The organism is Arenibacter arenosicollis (genome assembly GCF_014397245.1).
GTDB classification, from domain to species: Bacteria; Bacteroidota; Bacteroidia; order Flavobacteriales; family Flavobacteriaceae; genus Arenibacter; species Arenibacter arenosicollis.
The window spans coordinates 52,576-68,195 of record NZ_JACLHY010000015.1; the positions used below are offsets into that span (position 1 = coordinate 52,576).

General features: G+C 37.8%; 16 protein-coding genes. 12 read left to right on the forward strand and 4 right to left on the reverse strand.

Going from position 1 to position 15,620, the window contains the following annotated elements; all coding sequences use genetic code 11:
• Window positions 1-4: 4 nt before the first annotated feature.
• Window positions 5-592, reverse strand: a complete 588-nt coding sequence (locus H4O18_RS14385; protein ID WP_187585757.1) for an NUDIX hydrolase — start codon at window positions 590-592, stop codon at window positions 5-7.
• Between the two features lie 7 nt (window positions 593-599).
• On the opposite strand from H4O18_RS14385, the gene pyrE reads away from it, so the two are divergent.
• Complete coding sequence (pyrE, locus tag H4O18_RS14390) at window positions 600-1,241, forward strand: orotate phosphoribosyltransferase (protein ID WP_187585759.1); 642 nt, start codon at window positions 600-602, stop codon at window positions 1,239-1,241.
• A 3-nt stretch (window positions 1,242-1,244) separates the two neighbouring features.
• Window positions 1,245-1,637 (forward strand): SRPBCC family protein, encoded by a 393-nt coding sequence (locus tag H4O18_RS14395; protein WP_187585761.1) that lies wholly within the window; start codon window positions 1,245-1,247, stop codon window positions 1,635-1,637.
• 19 nt (window positions 1,638-1,656) lie between these two features.
• Here the strand turns inward: H4O18_RS14395 and H4O18_RS14400 are convergent, their stop codons facing one another.
• Window positions 1,657-2,388 carry a biotin--[acetyl-CoA-carboxylase] ligase gene (locus H4O18_RS14400; protein ID WP_187585763.1) on the reverse strand — a complete coding sequence of 244 codons (732 nt, stop codon included), beginning with the start codon at window positions 2,386-2,388 and terminating at the stop codon, window positions 1,657-1,659.
• A gap of 93 nt (window positions 2,389-2,481) precedes the next feature.
• Between H4O18_RS14400 and rsfS the strand changes: the two genes are divergently transcribed.
• Genes rsfS through H4O18_RS14430 form a run of 6 tightly spaced genes read left to right on the forward strand, consistent with a single transcriptional unit; the run spans window position 2,482 to window position 7,299 of the window.
• Window positions 2,482-2,859, forward strand: coding sequence for a ribosome silencing factor (gene rsfS / locus H4O18_RS14405; RefSeq protein WP_187585765.1), 378 nt, complete (start codon window positions 2,482-2,484; stop codon window positions 2,857-2,859).
• 9 nt (window positions 2,860-2,868) lie between these two features.
• Complete coding sequence (gene ftsH / locus H4O18_RS14410) at window positions 2,869-4,899, forward strand: ATP-dependent zinc metalloprotease FtsH (RefSeq protein ID WP_187585767.1); 2,031 nt, start codon at window positions 2,869-2,871, stop codon at window positions 4,897-4,899.
• A 60-nt stretch (window positions 4,900-4,959) separates the two neighbouring features.
• Window positions 4,960-5,571, forward strand: coding sequence for an LUD domain-containing protein (locus tag H4O18_RS14415; protein WP_187585769.1), 612 nt, complete (start codon window positions 4,960-4,962; stop codon window positions 5,569-5,571).
• 1 nt (window position 5,572) lies between these two features.
• Entirely contained in the window at window positions 5,573-6,376 is an 804-nt protein-coding gene (locus H4O18_RS14420) for a phosphatidate cytidylyltransferase (protein ID WP_187585771.1), read from the forward strand.
• On the forward strand, window positions 6,366-7,040 hold the full coding sequence (locus H4O18_RS14425) for a phosphatidylserine decarboxylase family protein (protein ID WP_187585773.1): 675 nt from the start codon (window positions 6,366-6,368) through the stop codon (window positions 7,038-7,040). Before H4O18_RS14420 ends, H4O18_RS14425 begins: the two co-directional genes overlap by 11 nt.
• Window positions 7,030-7,299, forward strand: coding sequence for an acyl-CoA-binding protein (locus H4O18_RS14430; RefSeq protein WP_187585775.1), 270 nt, complete (start codon window positions 7,030-7,032; stop codon window positions 7,297-7,299). Before H4O18_RS14425 ends, H4O18_RS14430 begins: the two co-directional genes overlap by 11 nt.
• 63 nt (window positions 7,300-7,362) lie before the next feature.
• Here the strand turns inward: H4O18_RS14430 and H4O18_RS14435 are convergent, their stop codons facing one another.
• Window positions 7,363-8,631 (reverse strand): sterol desaturase family protein, encoded by a 1,269-nt coding sequence (locus H4O18_RS14435; protein ID WP_187585777.1) that lies wholly within the window; start codon window positions 8,629-8,631, stop codon window positions 7,363-7,365.
• Window positions 8,632-8,872: 241 nt separating this feature from the next.
• On the opposite strand from H4O18_RS14435, the gene H4O18_RS14440 reads away from it, so the two are divergent.
• On the forward strand, window positions 8,873-11,515 hold the full coding sequence (locus H4O18_RS14440) for an ATP-binding protein (RefSeq protein ID WP_187585779.1): 2,643 nt from the start codon (window positions 8,873-8,875) through the stop codon (window positions 11,513-11,515).
• Here the strand turns inward: H4O18_RS14440 and H4O18_RS14445 are convergent.
• Window positions 11,490-12,176 (reverse strand): LytR/AlgR family response regulator transcription factor, encoded by a 687-nt coding sequence (locus tag H4O18_RS14445; protein ID WP_187585781.1) that lies wholly within the window; start codon window positions 12,174-12,176, stop codon window positions 11,490-11,492. The genes H4O18_RS14440 and H4O18_RS14445 overlap by 26 nt on opposite strands.
• A gap of 111 nt (window positions 12,177-12,287) precedes the next feature.
• Here H4O18_RS14445 and H4O18_RS14450 point away from each other — a divergent pair, with 111 nt between their 5' ends.
• The 3 genes from H4O18_RS14450 to H4O18_RS14460 all read left to right on the forward strand — a co-directional run bounded on the left by H4O18_RS14450 (window position 12,288) and on the right by H4O18_RS14460 (window position 15,614).
• Window positions 12,288-13,799, forward strand: a complete 1,512-nt coding sequence (locus tag H4O18_RS14450; RefSeq protein ID WP_187585783.1) for a vanadium-dependent haloperoxidase — start codon at window positions 12,288-12,290, stop codon at window positions 13,797-13,799.
• A 101-nt stretch (window positions 13,800-13,900) separates the two neighbouring features.
• Complete coding sequence (locus tag H4O18_RS14455) at window positions 13,901-14,290, forward strand: doxx family protein (protein ID WP_222942420.1); 390 nt, start codon at window positions 13,901-13,903, stop codon at window positions 14,288-14,290.
• Between the two features lie 175 nt (window positions 14,291-14,465).
• Window positions 14,466-15,614 carry a hypothetical protein gene (locus tag H4O18_RS14460; RefSeq protein ID WP_187585787.1) on the forward strand — a complete coding sequence of 383 codons (1,149 nt, stop codon included), beginning with the start codon at window positions 14,466-14,468 and terminating at the stop codon, window positions 15,612-15,614.
• The last annotated feature ends 6 nt before the right edge of the window (window positions 15,615-15,620 follow it).

Genomic DNA, 15,620 nt, shown 5'->3' on the forward strand with positions numbered 1-15,620 from the left:
ACCACTAATCTTCGAACAGAATTTTGATATTCGCATAAGAATTTTCCAAGGCTTTTTTAATTTTTTCCGGGCCTTTCCATTTTACTTTTTCTATTCCCTCACTGGCCTCGCCCACTAAAACCCCTTTATAACTTGTTTTCATGGCAAACCAATGCACTTCCTTTAATTTATAACTTCCATTCCTCTTAAAAAGGTGATAGGTGGTCCTTAGAAAATTTTCTATTTTCAATCCCTTTACCCCGGTTTCCTCCTCAACTTCACGCAAAGCACATTCCTCAATAGTTTCTCCCTTATCCAATTTTCCCTTTGGGAGATCCCATTTATCGTTTCGGTAAATAAAAAGCACTTTCCCCTCTTTATTGGTTACCACCCCACCGGCCGCAACCACTAATGGTATTTTCTTTGAAAATTTCTTTAAAATTTCCTCATGATTAGGGTGATAAATAAAAGCTGCATTAAGTTTTTTGCTGGCCAAAGAGTCAATTGCTTCGTTTATAGCAGACCCGTTCAACAAAAAATATTTATTATTTGCCGTATCCGATAATTTATTTGTTAAAATCAGAGGTGCCTCATTAACAAAAACTTTATACATTTGCGTCATGGTTTTAGACAAAGACACTGCCAAAAAAACTGCAGAGCTTCTGCTACAAATTAATGCAATTAAGTTGAAACCTGAAAATCCATTTACATGGGCTTCAGGATGGAAATCTCCAATTTATTGCGATAATAGGATAATCCTCTCATACCCAAGCATTAGAAATTATGTTCGGGAACAAATGGGAAAGCAAGTAGAAAGCCTGTACGGCAAGCCAGATGTGATAGCTGGAGTAGCTACTGGGGCTATTGGAATAGGTATGTTGGTTGCGGAATATTTAGGGCTCCCCTTTATTTATGTTAGGCCGGAGGCCAAATCCCACGGGCGCCAAAATCAAATAGAAGGCAACTTACAGGCCAATCAGAGCGTGGTGGTCATTGAAGATTTGATCAGTACCGGAAAAAGCAGCTTAAATGCCGTAGAAGCATTGAAGAACAACGGTGCACATGTAAAAGGTATGCTTGCAATTTTCACCTACGGATTCGATGTAGCCAATGAAAATTTCAAAAAATACGGTTTGGACCTGCATACACTGAGCGATTACGATTATTTAATTCAACAGGCCTCGGATACAAATTATATCAAGGAGAATCAACTAAAAACTTTACTAGAGTGGAAAAGCAGCCCCTCTACATGGCAATCATAAATTATGTACTTAGAAACACCAAAGAAAAAAGTTAATAAAAGCGGTAAGGAAGTTTTTGATTTTCTTAACGACGTGAAGAATTTTGAAACTCTTATGCCACAAAACATCAGTAAGTTTGAGGTAATCAATGAGAACCGTTTTTTGTTTGCCCTCACTGGAATGCCGGAAATTGTTCTTCAAAAGAAACATCAAACGCCTTATTCCCAATTAACTTTTGGTGCTGCAAGTGACAAATTACCCTTTACCTTAACAGCGGATATTACGGAAATAAATGATAATGAAAGTGAAGTGGCCCTAAGTTTTGAGGGCGAGTTCAATGCAATGATGGCAATGATGATAAAATCACCCATCAACAATTTCATTGGAACACTATCCGAAAATCTTTCCAAATTATAGGTAATCCTATATTTTAGTCCTAATACAATAGTTTCACTTCTTTTAGGTTAAACTCCTTTAGAATGTTGTCTTCCATTAAAATCTTTAGCTTTCCACCACTGGAAACCCCTTTTATAAAGCCCATAAACATCTCATTATCCTGATCAGTAAAAGTGGAGGGCTTGTCCTTTCTAAAAAGTTTTGTCTCATACAGTTCAAAAAGACGCTTTTGTTGCCCTTCCCCGCTTTTCCCAAGCAATCCTTTTAGGTTTTCTACAATACTAAGAAGTAGTTCCTCCAGGTTGAATGTTCTTCCCAATAATAGCTTTAAAGAGGATACATTGGGCAGGTTATTGAACGTTAATTGATTTACATTTAAACCGATTCCGATAATAGATGCCTGAATATGTTGTCCGGACAAAATATTTTCAATGAGAATTCCACAAATCTTGGAATGTCCTGACATAATGTCGTTAGGCCATTTAATCTTTAGATCAGGTACTTGAAGTTGGGATAATGTTTCGTAAATTGCCAACGAAACACAAATATTTAAGACAAATTGATCAACGACCCGAATGTCTTGAGGCTTAACTAAAACACTAAAGGTCAGGTTTTTACCAGGTTCAGAAAGCCAATTTGTTCCCATTTGCCCACGACCTTTCAATTGGGAATGGGCCATTACCACCGTAAAATCCCCTAGATTTTTGTTGAACATCAGATCCTTTAAATAGGCATTTGTGGAGTCCGTGGCACTAAGTTTGATTAATTGCATTTACAATCTTATGATTATTATATAATGTATTGTTAAAAACAATAGTTAAAAAAACAAAAAAATAATAACTTTGTAAAAATTTAAAATTTTTGAATGCAGAAAAGGAAAAGTAGCGCAGATGAGTTAATTGCCTTAATTTTAAGTGGAATAGAAGAGGTTAAAGGACATGATATAAATTTACTTGATCTAAGAGATATTGAGAATACTGTTTGTGACTACTTTATTATTTGTAATGGTACTTCCAACACACATGTAAACGCCATTGTAGGCTCCATCCAAAAAACCGTTAGTAAAGCAATTCAAGACAAACCTTGGCATGTAGAAGGTTCGGATAATGCCGAATGGGTTTTAATGGACTACGTAAACGTAGTGGTACATGTATTTCAAAAACAAGTGAGAGAATATTATGATATAGAAGGACTTTGGGGAGATGCCAAAGTAACATCAGTTGAAAGTAGCTTCAAACAGTAAAAAAAAATAATGGCAAAAGAAAATAATACAAGTCCCAAAAAACCCAAATTCAATACTTGGTGGATATATGGCTTAATAGCGATATTATTAATTGGTTTTCAATTTTTCGGTAGCGGAAACTTTGCAAATACCAAAAAAGCAAGTACCTCCGAACTTCAGGAGTATCTGAGAAATGGGGATATTAGAAAAATATTGGTCATCACCAATACTAGACAAGCAAAAATCTTCCTAACGGAAGAAGCTTTAAACAAGGAGGTTCACAAGGATGTTTCTGATCAACCTTTTTCATTGACTGCCACTGCCACACCACAGTATATAGTAAACTATGGAGATCAGCAGAATTTTGAAAACGAAATCAATGATATTAAAAAGGAAAACAATTTAGATACGGAGCTTACGTACGACCAGGAATCCAATGTACTCACCGAACTTCTATTAACACTACTTCCATTTGTGCTCATCATAGGTATTTGGATATACCTAATGCGACGTATGTCCGGTGGTGCCGGTGGTGGTGCAGGAGGACAGATATTCAACATTGGAAAATCCAAAGCCAAACTGTTTGATGAAAAAACAGATACAAGAACCTCATTTAAAGATGTTGCGGGATTGGAAGGTGCCAAGGAAGAGGTAGAGGAAATAGTAGAGTTCTTGAGAAATCCGGATAAATACACTTCCTTAGGTGGTAAAATTCCTAAAGGTGCACTATTGGTAGGCCCTCCAGGAACCGGTAAAACCTTGTTGGCCAAAGCAGTTGCAGGAGAAGCGAAAGTTCCTTTCTTTTCTCTTTCTGGTTCAGATTTCGTTGAAATGTTCGTGGGAGTAGGAGCTTCTAGGGTAAGGGACTTATTTAAACAAGCCAAAGACAAATCCCCTGCCATTATTTTTATTGATGAGATCGATGCCATTGGTAGAGCCAGAGGCAAGAATAATTTCACAGGCTCCAATGACGAAAGGGAAAACACCTTGAATCAATTATTAACGGAGATGGATGGTTTTGGCACCAACACCAATGTTATAGTATTGGCGGCTACGAACCGTGCAGATGTATTAGACAAGGCATTAATGAGAGCTGGTCGATTTGACAGACAGATATATGTTGACCTTCCGGATATTAGGGAGCGTAAGGAAATTTTCGAAGTTCACTTAAGACCCATAAAAACGGCCGAAACATTGGACTTGGATTTTCTAGCAAAACAAACTCCTGGTTTTTCAGGTGCCGATATTGCCAATGTTTGTAACGAAGCGGCATTGATCGCAGCCCGTAAAGAAAAGAAAGCGGTGACCAAACAAGACTTTTTGGATGCCGTGGATAGGATTGTTGGCGGTTTAGAGAAAAAGAATAAAATAATCACCCCCGGTGAAAAGAAAACCATTGCCTATCACGAAGCGGGACACGCAACAGTAAGCTGGATGTTGGAACACGCCGCACCGCTTGTAAAAGTAACTATAGTACCTAGAGGCCAATCTCTTGGTGCAGCATGGTATTTGCCTGAAGAACGCTTAATTGTTCGCCCAGATCAAATGAAAGATGAAATGTGCGCTACCTTGGGAGGTAGAGCTGCTGAAAAAGTAATCTTTGACCAGATATCCACAGGTGCACTTAGCGATTTGGAAAAAGTAACCAAGCAAGCTAGGGCCATGGTAACCATTTACGGTTTAAATGATGAGATAGGAAATTTAACCTATTACGATTCATCCGGTCAAAATGAATACGGTTTCTCCAAACCCTATAGCGAGCAGACCGCATTGACCATAGACAAAGAGATTTCCAAGCTTATTGAGGAGCAGTATGTGAGAGCGGTTGAGTTATTATCCCAAAACAAAGATAAACTTACCGAATTGGCAGAGCGATTATTGGAAAAAGAAGTTATATTTAAGGACGATTTGGAAAAGATTTTCGGTAAACGCCTTTTTGAAAGAGACAAGAGGATGGAAGCTGAGGAAGCGGCCGAAAAAGAAGAAAAAGCCAATGCTGCCGAAAAAGAAGAAAAAGCCAAAAAGGATACTCCAAAATCGGAAACAGAAATAAAAAAATAAAACAATAAATAATTCGTTGTTCTTAAAGACTAAGGGACCAAAGGAGCGTTTTAGATATTAATGGGATTATTTGATAAACTTTTTGGGGGAGGAAAAAGAAGGGTTTCCAAAGAAACGGTGGAAACAAGAGGGCAGCATATGCCCGACTTAAATATTCCCGTTGACGAAAAGTTTACCATTAATTTTAAACACAACGGTGGAAAGTTCTTGTATTGCGATTCGATCAATGAGGTATTTACCAATTTGGACAATATAATTATTGAGAATGAATGGCAGGACCAGACCTTTTTTTCGATGGATAAAAGGTTGGAAGATAAATTTTCAAAACAAGAAATAAATTTCACCGATCACCCCAATAAGAGCGAAATATTCTTTACCACCTGTGAACATTTGATTGCCCAGAACGGCTCCATCTTAGTTTGCTCCAATCAATTAAAAGAAAGAAAACTTCACGAATTACCTGCAAATGTTATTGTTTTTGCCACCACCAGCCAAATGGTAGAATCTATTGGGGAGGGACTTAAAACAATAAAAAAGAAGTATAAAAATGTAATTCCGGCCAACATTACCACCATAAAACATTTTCAACCAACGGCTGAAAATTCTGACGATTTCTTAACTTACGGAAGTAGTTCTAAAAATCTTTACCTTTTACTTCTGGAAGACTTATAACATGAGAGAAATTTTAAGGCGCTTACTTACAGGTGCGGTCTATGTAATTTTACTACTTTCCGCCGTATTTCTAAGCACCGATGCGTTTGACTTTTTGTTTATGACTTTTGGTCTCGCCTGTCTCTACGAGTACAAACGCATGATCAAACTTCCTGGCTACCACATTTTTATTGCTTATTTGGCACTCTGGTGGACATATATATATCTGATTAATGATAAGATTCTCATTAATATTTTGATGTTCATTACAATATCCATTAATTTTATACTGTTGTACTACCTCTTTTCAGGAAAGGAAAAATTGTTCAACTCTTTGCAAAAATTTATAATTGGTTTGTTTTATATAGGGGGAGGTTGTATTTTCCTAACTATGATTCCCTATAAGGATAATGAATTTGCACAGTTTCTGATCATGGGAGTATTTATCCTTATTTGGGTAAACGATACTTTTGCCTACTTGGTTGGCAAAAGTATAGGTCGTAATAAATTGTTCCCTTCCATTTCCCCCAAAAAAACAATAGAGGGAGCAGTAGGAGGTTTTGTTTTTGCATTGGCAGCATCATATTTTTTGTCGAAATATGAAACCAATATTTCGCTGGTGCAATGGTTAATTCTGGCATCGGTCATTGTATTGACAGGAAGTTTGGGCGACCTTATAGAATCTAAATTTAAAAGAGCCGCAGGCGTCAAAGATAGTGGAGCCATTTTGCCGGGACATGGTGGAATGCTGGATAGATTGGACAGTTTAGTGTTTGCTGCACCTTTTGCATATTTAACTTTAATTATTTTTTCGCATGTTTCATAGAGAAGGACAAAAAATCATTATAACAACCTTTATTATAGTTTGTTCCATTATAATATTGGCCAATTTTTTCGTGTACATCACGTGGCTAAAATTTGTTCTTCAAATTACCTCACTGGTAATACTTATTCTAATCCTACAGTTCTTTAGAAATCCCAAACGAAATGCATCCAAAAGTTTTGATGAAATATTAGCGCCTGTAGATGGTAAAGTGGTTGTTATTGAAGAAGTGGAGGAAACAGAATATTTTAAGGACAAACGTATCCAGGTATCAATTTTTATGTCTCCGATTAATGTGCATGTTACTAGATACCCGGTAAGTGGACTTATTAAATTCTCCAAATATCATGCTGGAAAATATCTAGTAGCCTGGCACCCTAAGTCCAGTGAGGAGAATGAAAGAACTACAGTAGTCATAAATACCCCAAAGTTTGGGGACATACTATACCGCCAAATCGCCGGCGCTATGGCCCGCCGTATTGTTAACTATGCGGAAGTTGGGGAAAGTGTTCATCAGGGCGAAGATGCTGGATTTATTAAATTTGGCTCTAGAGTAGATTTGTTCTTACCTTTGAATAGTGCAATTACCGTAAAACTGCACCAAAAAGTAACAGGGGCAAAAACATGTATTGCAACTACAAGGGTTCAAAAAGAAAATGAAGACTGATAAACTAAATAAAGAATTTATAGCAGCGGTCGATTTCATTAATGATTACAACGACCCCCTCCCTGCTGATCTTCTATTAAAATTATATGCCTATTTTAAAATTGCAAACCGCAATTTCAGCCATCCGGGAAGCAGGACTCCTCTGATAAATGCTTTTAAAGCCAATGCCCTTATCCAGGCCAAAAACGTAAGTATAGAACAAGCCATGGAACGTTATATAGAATTGGTGGACAAAGAAGTTCGAAAGATCAAGAAATAGGGAATTAACTTTAAAAGACCCCTTTGCTAAACCTTTAAATACAAATAATAATACTTACAAGCCTTAAGAAACCATATTCAATTGGTTTTCCTTATTTTCAAAATAGGTAAAGTATATTCCGCCAATAATTGTAACAAGGAAATAAGCACCTACCCATAGATTTCCCCATGGAAGGTAAGTATTTAACCCAAACCAATCCCCAAAATAGGCTAGCCATAAAATTCCTGCCATTCCCCTAAGCAACTCTATCATAACCGCATACTTTTTCCTATCCATAAGAGTGGTATACCCATAGATTCCTACAAAAATAAAACCACTGAAAACCAATAGACCATTAAAACCTATTTCGGTATAATTAAAGAACATAAACATCATTAAGCCCAAACTGGCCAGCATTTGAAAAATAGCATATTGCTTCAACCTATTGGTTGCATATGATTCATATCTTTTAAAGTCGTAAACATCCTCAATAATAGCAATAGGATACCGCTCCTTAACATCATTCGGTCTCCAGCCCGTGGGCATAAACCAAATGCGTAATTTATCCCTTAAACTTCTCGTTCGCCATGCATCCTGCATTATCCTCCATAGATGTTGAAAATTTATAATTACTGGATTCCAGGTTCCGACAGGCTTCAACACTCCGAATTGGGGAGGAACCTCGTCCAATTCCTCCTGAAATGTACCAAACATACGATCCCAAACGCAAAGTATTTGTCCTAGGTTTTTATCTATGTATTCCGGATTTATGGCGTGATGTACCCGGTGCTGTGATGGGGTAACCAATATATATTCCAACCAACCCATCTTTCCAATATGCCTGGTATGGTACCAAAACTGGGCAAACAAATGTATAGGGGCCAAAATGGCTATTATTAAATGCGGAACTCCCAAAATTGCCGCTGGGATTAGGAACAAGGAAAAAAAGCCTATCAGATTACTAATAGGTTGTCTAAGGGCACAGGCCAAATTAAACTCCTCACTGCTGTGGTGAATTACATGCTGATTCCAAAAAATATTTATATTATGGCTTAACCTATGATTCCAGTAACCGGCAAAATCGAGAACTATAAAAGCTAGGAGCCAAACCAGCCATGTAGCCTTAATTTCGGTAATTGCCAAATGTTCCAGCAAGTAAGGATAGGAAACTACGACCAAAGCAAGCCCCAATGTATCCTTTATTATATTGGTAAGTCCAGAACTAATACTGGAAACCGTGTCCATAACCTTATGCATCTGTTTCTTTACAAAATAGCCATAGGTTATTTCTATAGTCAAAAGGATTACAAAAAATGGGATGGCGTATAGAAGTGCCGTCGCGTAGGTTTCCATTGATCAAAGTTAATTGTATAGGCTCCAACAAATATAGCGAAAATGGTTGTTCCTTTATTCTATATGGTACTACTCCCCTACACAAACCACTCATAATGTTACTTTTAAATCCATAAAGTTGATCTAAGTATGGACCAAACAGAACTCCCCCATCTTAGAACTAAAGGATCCTTGACAAAAGCTTTTGTTTTCAATCCAATAAAGAATAAATTAGTCCTATATACTTTATATTGGCCTTTAAATGAATTTAAGACATTCCATAGTAACGCGTTTTGCCCTATTCTTTACCGGACTAATCATTTTCTCAATTCTTCTGTCAGGGTATTTGGTTTTCCGAAAGGCATCCCAAGTTATAACGGAACACTCAAAAGAACGCATGATGCAGGCCTCCGAATTGGCGGAACAATCGTTCTATGCATTACTTAATGAAGTAACCAATGACATTGCAGTAATTGCCTTGAGTCCCACAATACAAGAGCATATACACCGTCCCTCAGTAAAAACTACCAGCGATATAGATCAACTGTTCAGGATTATACTTGAAAACAAAGAAACCTATTTCCAAATAAGATTGCTCGACGCCCATGAAAATGGCAAAGAAATTATTCGCTTTGATAAGGAAAAGGGCATAGTACGGAAGTCCAATAACCTGCAACAAAAAGGAGACCGTGAATATTTTAGGGAGGCCATCCAAATAAATAAAGGGGAACATTATTTTTCCAATATCAATTTAAACGAGGAATACGGTGTAATCAGTTTTCCTTACACCCCTACCCTACGTGTTGCAAGTCCAATTTTTAATAGTGAAAATAAAAAAGTGGGTATCCTAATTATCAACATTAACCTAAATCCGTTATATCGCAACTTAGATCGTATAGCCGGCAACGACAGTAAATTTTATTTAATAGATTCCAAGGGCCAGTATTTATATTCCCATGACAGGTCCGAGCAGTTTGGTCTACAGACCAAAAAATATAAAAATTTTTTTTCCGATTTCAATATTGACGAAAATTCCAATGAACCACCAAAAGAAGGTTTCCAACAACTGGTACATCAACCCAATGGCAATTATTTAAGCTATTTTAAAGAGTTGCCCTATTTCGATGGAAAACGAAAAATATATCTGATTTCCAATATGGAACAGAATGTATTACTAAAAAATGCACTTACTGTACGTTCGGAAAGTTTACAAACCTTGTTGTGGGTATGTTTAATTTCCATTCTGCTATCGTGGTTTTTCACCAATCTATTTTCAAAAAAAATCACCAAAATAACCAAAGCCATCAGCAATTATGACAAGGGTATTCCAGATGAAAATGCCTTACCAACCAATAGAAAGGACGAAATAGGAATTCTTGCCAATACTTTCTCCAAAATGAAAGTAAAAATAGATCAAAATGTGCTTGAATTGAACACGGCACTGGAAAAGGAGCATCTCGCTAGAAATCAGCGGGATGAATTTTTGCAGAATATGAGCCATGAAATGCGCACTCCCCTTAATGCCATATTAGGCCTTACCAAACTGTTGTATAAAAATGCTTCCGATTCACAATTGCCCATAATCCATGCCTTGGAAAGAAGCTCTAGTAATTTGGCCGGGTTGGTTTACGACGTTTTGGACCATCAAAAATTAGTAGAAGGCAAACTTCAAATTCAATTGGAGCCAACCAATATTTCGGAGCTCTTGAGGGATATTCATTCTACTTATTTATATGAAGCAGTTCAAAAAGGCTTAACATTCAACTTACAAATTGACGATAAACTTGAGACTGGGCAATTTCAGACCGATCCCTTGAGATTAACACAAATCGTTACAAATCTGGTGGTAAATGCCATAAAATACACTAAAAAGGGTACAATTGGACTCTCGGCCCATATCAATGGTACTGAGTCCCAAGTATTAAATATAAAAGTAAATGATACTGGTGTAGGGGTACTTCCCAATAACCTTAGCAAGATCAATGACCGTTTTTTTATGGAAAAAAATGAATTGTCCGGAAGATATGGTAGCTATGGTCTTGGCCTGTCCATTGTTAAACAATTAACAACACTATTCGGAGGTACATTAAGGGCTTCTTCTCAAAAAGGAATTGGCTCTGAATTTTGGGTGAGTCTGCCAACCATTTCCACTTCATCCCGTAAATTGCCGAAACCTGTTCCTACCTCAACATTTCCCCTGCCACAACTAAATGGTACATATAAAATCCTACATATAGAGGACGATGTATCAACTTCAGAATTAATAAAGTATGTTCTTAATTCCGACAACATTAATCTACTGCAGACCAACTCTTTGGAAGGGGCTTCAAATATAATTATGGTAGATTCTCCAGATTTAATAATCAGTGATCTCATGCTTGAGAATGAAAAAACTCAGGACCATTTGTACGACTGGATCAAAACTAAAAAAATAAATTGTCCACTTATTGTAGTTTCGGCCCTAGGCCCCGGTGAAGCAGAGGTTTTAAAATGTGAATATTTTCAGAAACCCTTCCATCTGGACCACTTTAAGGATACCGTTTATAAACTTTTGGGCAGCAATGAATTTGAACCCCCTGATTTTTCCAATATCTATAAAAATTATGACCATGACACTGTTAAAGTGGATAGAGTACTAAAATTACTGGAGGAAGAGTTTAATATCTATCTCAAGAAAATAAACACAATTGTTAAGGCCAAAGACCAGGTTATATGGGAATCCATAATTCACAAACTAATAGCCCATATCAATAATCTTGGATTAATTACACTTTCGAAGGTACTTCCAGAAAAAATTATTTCCTTAAATAGCGATAAACTGAGTAAAATAAATAATGCCTTTGCCTATTATTTATGTTGCCTTAGGGTAGAGATACAACTTAATTTAAAAGATCGATCTTCCTGAGTAGCTCCGGAGCGTAGCGTTGACTTACGGGTATATGATCGTTATTTATTTCTACAGCACCTGTATGTATCACGTCTATCATATTGAGATTTAAGATATAGGAGCGATGCGCACGTTGAAAAAAATCGGGAAGCTTTGACTCCAGGTCCTTCATGGCCATTAAGGTCAATATTTTCTTGTTTTTAAAGACAATGGATATGTAATTGGCCTCTGATTTAAAATAAAGTACCTCCTTCAATTTTATCTTTACCAATTTCCCACCTTCCCTTATAAATAGACGGGCATCTTTTTCAGGCAGTTTCCTATTGACAGAAATATAATCCTTGGCTCTTAGGAATCCCTTATAAAACCTCGGGAAATCAATCGGTTTTACCAAATAATCCACAATTTTTGGGTAATTATAGGAATCCAGTGCAAATTCCTTGTTGGAGGTAACCATAATCACCGCAGAGTTGGGATTCAGGTCCAAAATATCCTTACCAGTAATATCCGGTAAATTAAAGTCCAAAAAAATAAGATCAAATGATGAACTATTAATAAGGTTAATGGATTCGAAACCGGATACTGTTGTGGTTACACTTTTAATTTCATCGATCTTACCACAAAAGTGCTCGAGTAAATCACAAATCAACGGATCATCATCAACAATTAAACACTTCATGGTTTTATCCATTAAATTACCTATTTCATCAAGCAATATAATGAATTCGTATAAAAAATAATTTTTACACTATCTAAAATTCTACTATTGTTATGACTAAAACCAACTAACATGAACTTTAGATTACTTTTCATACCGATACTTTCCATTTTATTTTTTGGATTGATGGGCTGTAAAGACCAGTCCAAGCATTCCAAAACCATGGCTGACAATCAGATGACCATGGCCGATGAACCGCGTGGAAAAGATAACATTGCATACCAATGGGCCTATATGGCCCTAGAAGGAACCGCAAACGATACCGATCGCTTTAAACCTAGACCAACAATAACCTCAAGATATCTGGGATTGATCTTCACTGCTATGTTTGATGCCTGGTCTCGCTATGATGATAAGTCGCAACCATTGTACCTTAAAAATGTAGAACGTTTACCAGTGAACGATAGAACATTGAAAAACAAGGAAATAGCGGTGAGTTATGCGGCATATGGAGCTTTAAAGGAGTATTACTATTCGGATAGTACCATGTTCAGAAAAAAAATGGTCCAACTGGGCCTTGACCCTGACAACGAGTCCAGAGACCCAGCCACACCTGAGGGAATTGGGAACTTAGCGGCAGATATGGTCATAGAGGCTCGCCGAAATGACGGGTCCAACCAATATGGAAAAGTAGAAGGTTCCGATGGCCAGCCATACTTTGATTATACCCATTATCAGCCCGTAAATGATATTGATAAAAATATTGACCTTAACAGATGGCAACCAAAGTACTTCATAGATGAAGAAGGCAATAAATACAATCCAGGCTGTCTAACCCCATATTGGCAAGAGGTAAAACCCTTGTTATTGGAGACTGCCGATCAATTTAGACCAGGACCTCCCCCTATGGTGGGTTCCGAACAATTGGAAAAAGAAGTGCAAGAGGTAATTGACCTTCAGGCAAATTTAACCCCGGAAAATAAGGCGTTGGTCGAATTCATGAGGGATGGACCCAAATCTGTACAACAGGCAGGGCATTGGTTAAAATTTGCACAGGATGTATCCCTGAGGGATAACAATACCTTGGACCAAGACGTTAAAATGTATTTTTTAGTGGAATCCGTGGCCATGGATGCCTTTATCTCCTGCTGGGATTCCAAAATGTTTTATGATTATACACGCCCTTATGCTTTGGTACACGATTACTATCAGGACAAGGTCATTAAAGCTTGGGGCGGTCCCGAGAAAGGCATGGTTGAAATGAAAGGAAAGGATTGGAGACCATATTCCCCGGATGCTTTTCTTTGTCCTCCATTCCCAAGTTACGTTTCGGGCCATAGTACCATTAGTGGTGGCTGCGCAGAGGCCTTGAGGTTATTCACCGGTGACGAGCATTTTGGCGCAGAAGTTGAATTGGTTCCAGGAGCCCTTACCGAACCCAATAATCTAGACGACCCAGTTGTCATAAAATTCCCAACTTTTACCGAAACTGCCGAAATGGCGGGTATATCTAGAGTTATGGGAGGATATCATATACAGGCAGATAATGTTGCAGGGTTGGAACTGGGCAGACAAGTAGCAAGGCATCACTATAAAAAATATCTTCAGCTTATAGGTGAAGGTGGAACTACGGTGAACCAATAAGCCCAGCTTACAAAACCTCTTTATTCTTACTAAGGACATTCATAATCTATCTGGAAACCAACAAACTGTAATAAATGGTCCGATTAACCCAAAATGGTAGAATGCTAAGTATAAGCATAGGTATCGTACACCTTTGGTTTGGACTCCTTAAATTTTTCCTCGGATTGAGTCCAGCGGATTTGCTTGCCAAACAAACTATTTCATTATTGACATTTAATCTCGTTCCAGAAAATGTGGGGATTTTATTACTTGCTTTAATTGAAGTTGCAATTGGACTTTGCTTGATTTTCAATTTTCAACTCAAAAGAATTATCGTAATGGCCATAATACATCTCGTCCTCACTTTTATTCCGGTAGTGTTTTTCCCTGAAATTTCCTTTTCCAAAGCACCATTTTCACTCACCTTGGTAGGACAGTACATAATTAAGAATATCGTAATTATCAGCGCCCTACTTTTGATATATCAAAGGCCGTACAATAAGGTTTCCTGATGCGAGGAAAGAGGCTTCGGAACCAAACATTTTGAGCAGTATTATATTTACATTGGTCCTAGGGGCACGTTTTAGAGGATGACAAAATACTTATAAAATTCCCTTTATTAATTAGCTCTATCCATATGGAAACATTAAGACTTTTTGAAGAAAACCATTCATTAAATTCCGTTCTATGGGACCAAAATATTTAAACCTAATAATAAACATTCTTTTAGTTGCTCTTGTATTTAGTACCTCAAGTTCAAGTGCCCAAGGATGTGTAGCTATTAGACACTTTTCCTCCTGTGTGGGAAACAGTCTGGAAAATAATCTTTTAGGCAAGGGCGACCTTCAGATTGGCATGAATTATAGATATTTCAAATCCTTCCGGCATTTTAGGGGCACTGAGGAAGAGGCCGATAGGGTAGCTAACAATACCGAAGTAATTAATCATTCCCATGCGTGGGACTTTTTTCTAACCTACGGCATCTCCGATCGGTTATACACCAGTATTACCATACCAACGGTAATAAATGCGAGGTCTTCGCTTTATGAGCACGGAAGGGAAGAAAGAAACAGTACTTTTTCGAGGGGATTGGCTGATATAAGGGCAGGTGTGGGATATTGGATCATGGACCCCCAAACCAACTCCAATGGAAACATTGCAGTTGGTTTAGGATTAAAACTGCCCACTGGTAATTACAATGCAACCGACGTATTTTACAATGTAGGGCCAGAAGGCAGCCCTGAAGTACGCCCTGTTGACCAGTCCATTCAACCTGGGGACGGTGGTTTCGGACTCACAATAGATTTTCAATTTTACCAGAAAATAGCCACAGGTCTATTTGCCTATGGTGGTGGCTTTTACCTGTTCAACCCTAGGGAAACCAATGGAATCAGGACCTTTAGGGAGACACTTAGCCCTATTTTGGAAAATGAGGCCATAATGGCCGTACCGGACCAATATTCGGTTCGCACAGGCCTTAGTTATAGTTTGTCCAATATTATTTCTACTTCCTTGGGTGCCCGGTTTGACGCAGTACCAGTGAAGGACATTATTGGCGGTAATGAAGGCTTTCGAAGACCAGGAAATGTCTTGTCCATAGAACCCGGCATAGCCTATATGTCTCAGAATTTCACCTTAAATTTAAATGTACCTTTTGCCGTTCGCAGAGATAGACCACAAAGTGTAACGGATAGGCAAACCGAAATAAGTACCGGAAGTCCCAGAAATGGGGATGCCGCATTCGCCGATTATTTAATAAATTTTGGAGTATCCTACCGCTTCGCCAAAAGCAAAACAGTGGAAATAGCCCCTTTATTGAGGGATACCTTTGATTAAAAAACG

Coding starts and splice junctions, on each gene's coding strand:
- H4O18_RS14385 (WP_187585757.1), bottom strand. CDS start 592: ATGTATAAAGTTTTTGTTAATGAGGCACCTCTGATTTTAACAAATAAA.
- pyrE (WP_187585759.1), top strand. CDS start 600: ATGGTTTTAGACAAAGACACTGCCAAAAAAACTGCAGAGCTTCTGCTA.
- H4O18_RS14395 (WP_187585761.1), top strand. CDS start 1,245: ATGTACTTAGAAACACCAAAGAAAAAAGTTAATAAAAGCGGTAAGGAA.
- H4O18_RS14400 (WP_187585763.1), bottom strand. CDS start 2,388: ATGCAATTAATCAAACTTAGTGCCACGGACTCCACAAATGCCTATTTA.
- rsfS (WP_187585765.1), top strand. CDS start 2,482: ATGCAGAAAAGGAAAAGTAGCGCAGATGAGTTAATTGCCTTAATTTTA.
- ftsH (WP_187585767.1), top strand. CDS start 2,869: ATGGCAAAAGAAAATAATACAAGTCCCAAAAAACCCAAATTCAATACT.
- H4O18_RS14415 (WP_187585769.1), top strand. CDS start 4,960: ATGGGATTATTTGATAAACTTTTTGGGGGAGGAAAAAGAAGGGTTTCC.
- H4O18_RS14420 (WP_187585771.1), top strand. CDS start 5,573: ATGAGAGAAATTTTAAGGCGCTTACTTACAGGTGCGGTCTATGTAATT.
- H4O18_RS14425 (WP_187585773.1), top strand. CDS start 6,366: ATGTTTCATAGAGAAGGACAAAAAATCATTATAACAACCTTTATTATA.
- H4O18_RS14430 (WP_187585775.1), top strand. CDS start 7,030: ATGAAGACTGATAAACTAAATAAAGAATTTATAGCAGCGGTCGATTTC.
- H4O18_RS14435 (WP_187585777.1), bottom strand. CDS start 8,631: ATGGAAACCTACGCGACGGCACTTCTATACGCCATCCCATTTTTTGTA.
- H4O18_RS14440 (WP_187585779.1), top strand. CDS start 8,873: ATGAATTTAAGACATTCCATAGTAACGCGTTTTGCCCTATTCTTTACC.
- H4O18_RS14445 (WP_187585781.1), bottom strand. CDS start 12,176: ATGAAGTGTTTAATTGTTGATGATGATCCGTTGATTTGTGATTTACTC.
- H4O18_RS14450 (WP_187585783.1), top strand. CDS start 12,288: ATGAACTTTAGATTACTTTTCATACCGATACTTTCCATTTTATTTTTT.
- H4O18_RS14455 (WP_222942420.1), top strand. CDS start 13,901: ATGCTAAGTATAAGCATAGGTATCGTACACCTTTGGTTTGGACTCCTT.
- H4O18_RS14460 (WP_187585787.1), top strand. CDS start 14,466: ATGGGACCAAAATATTTAAACCTAATAATAAACATTCTTTTAGTTGCT.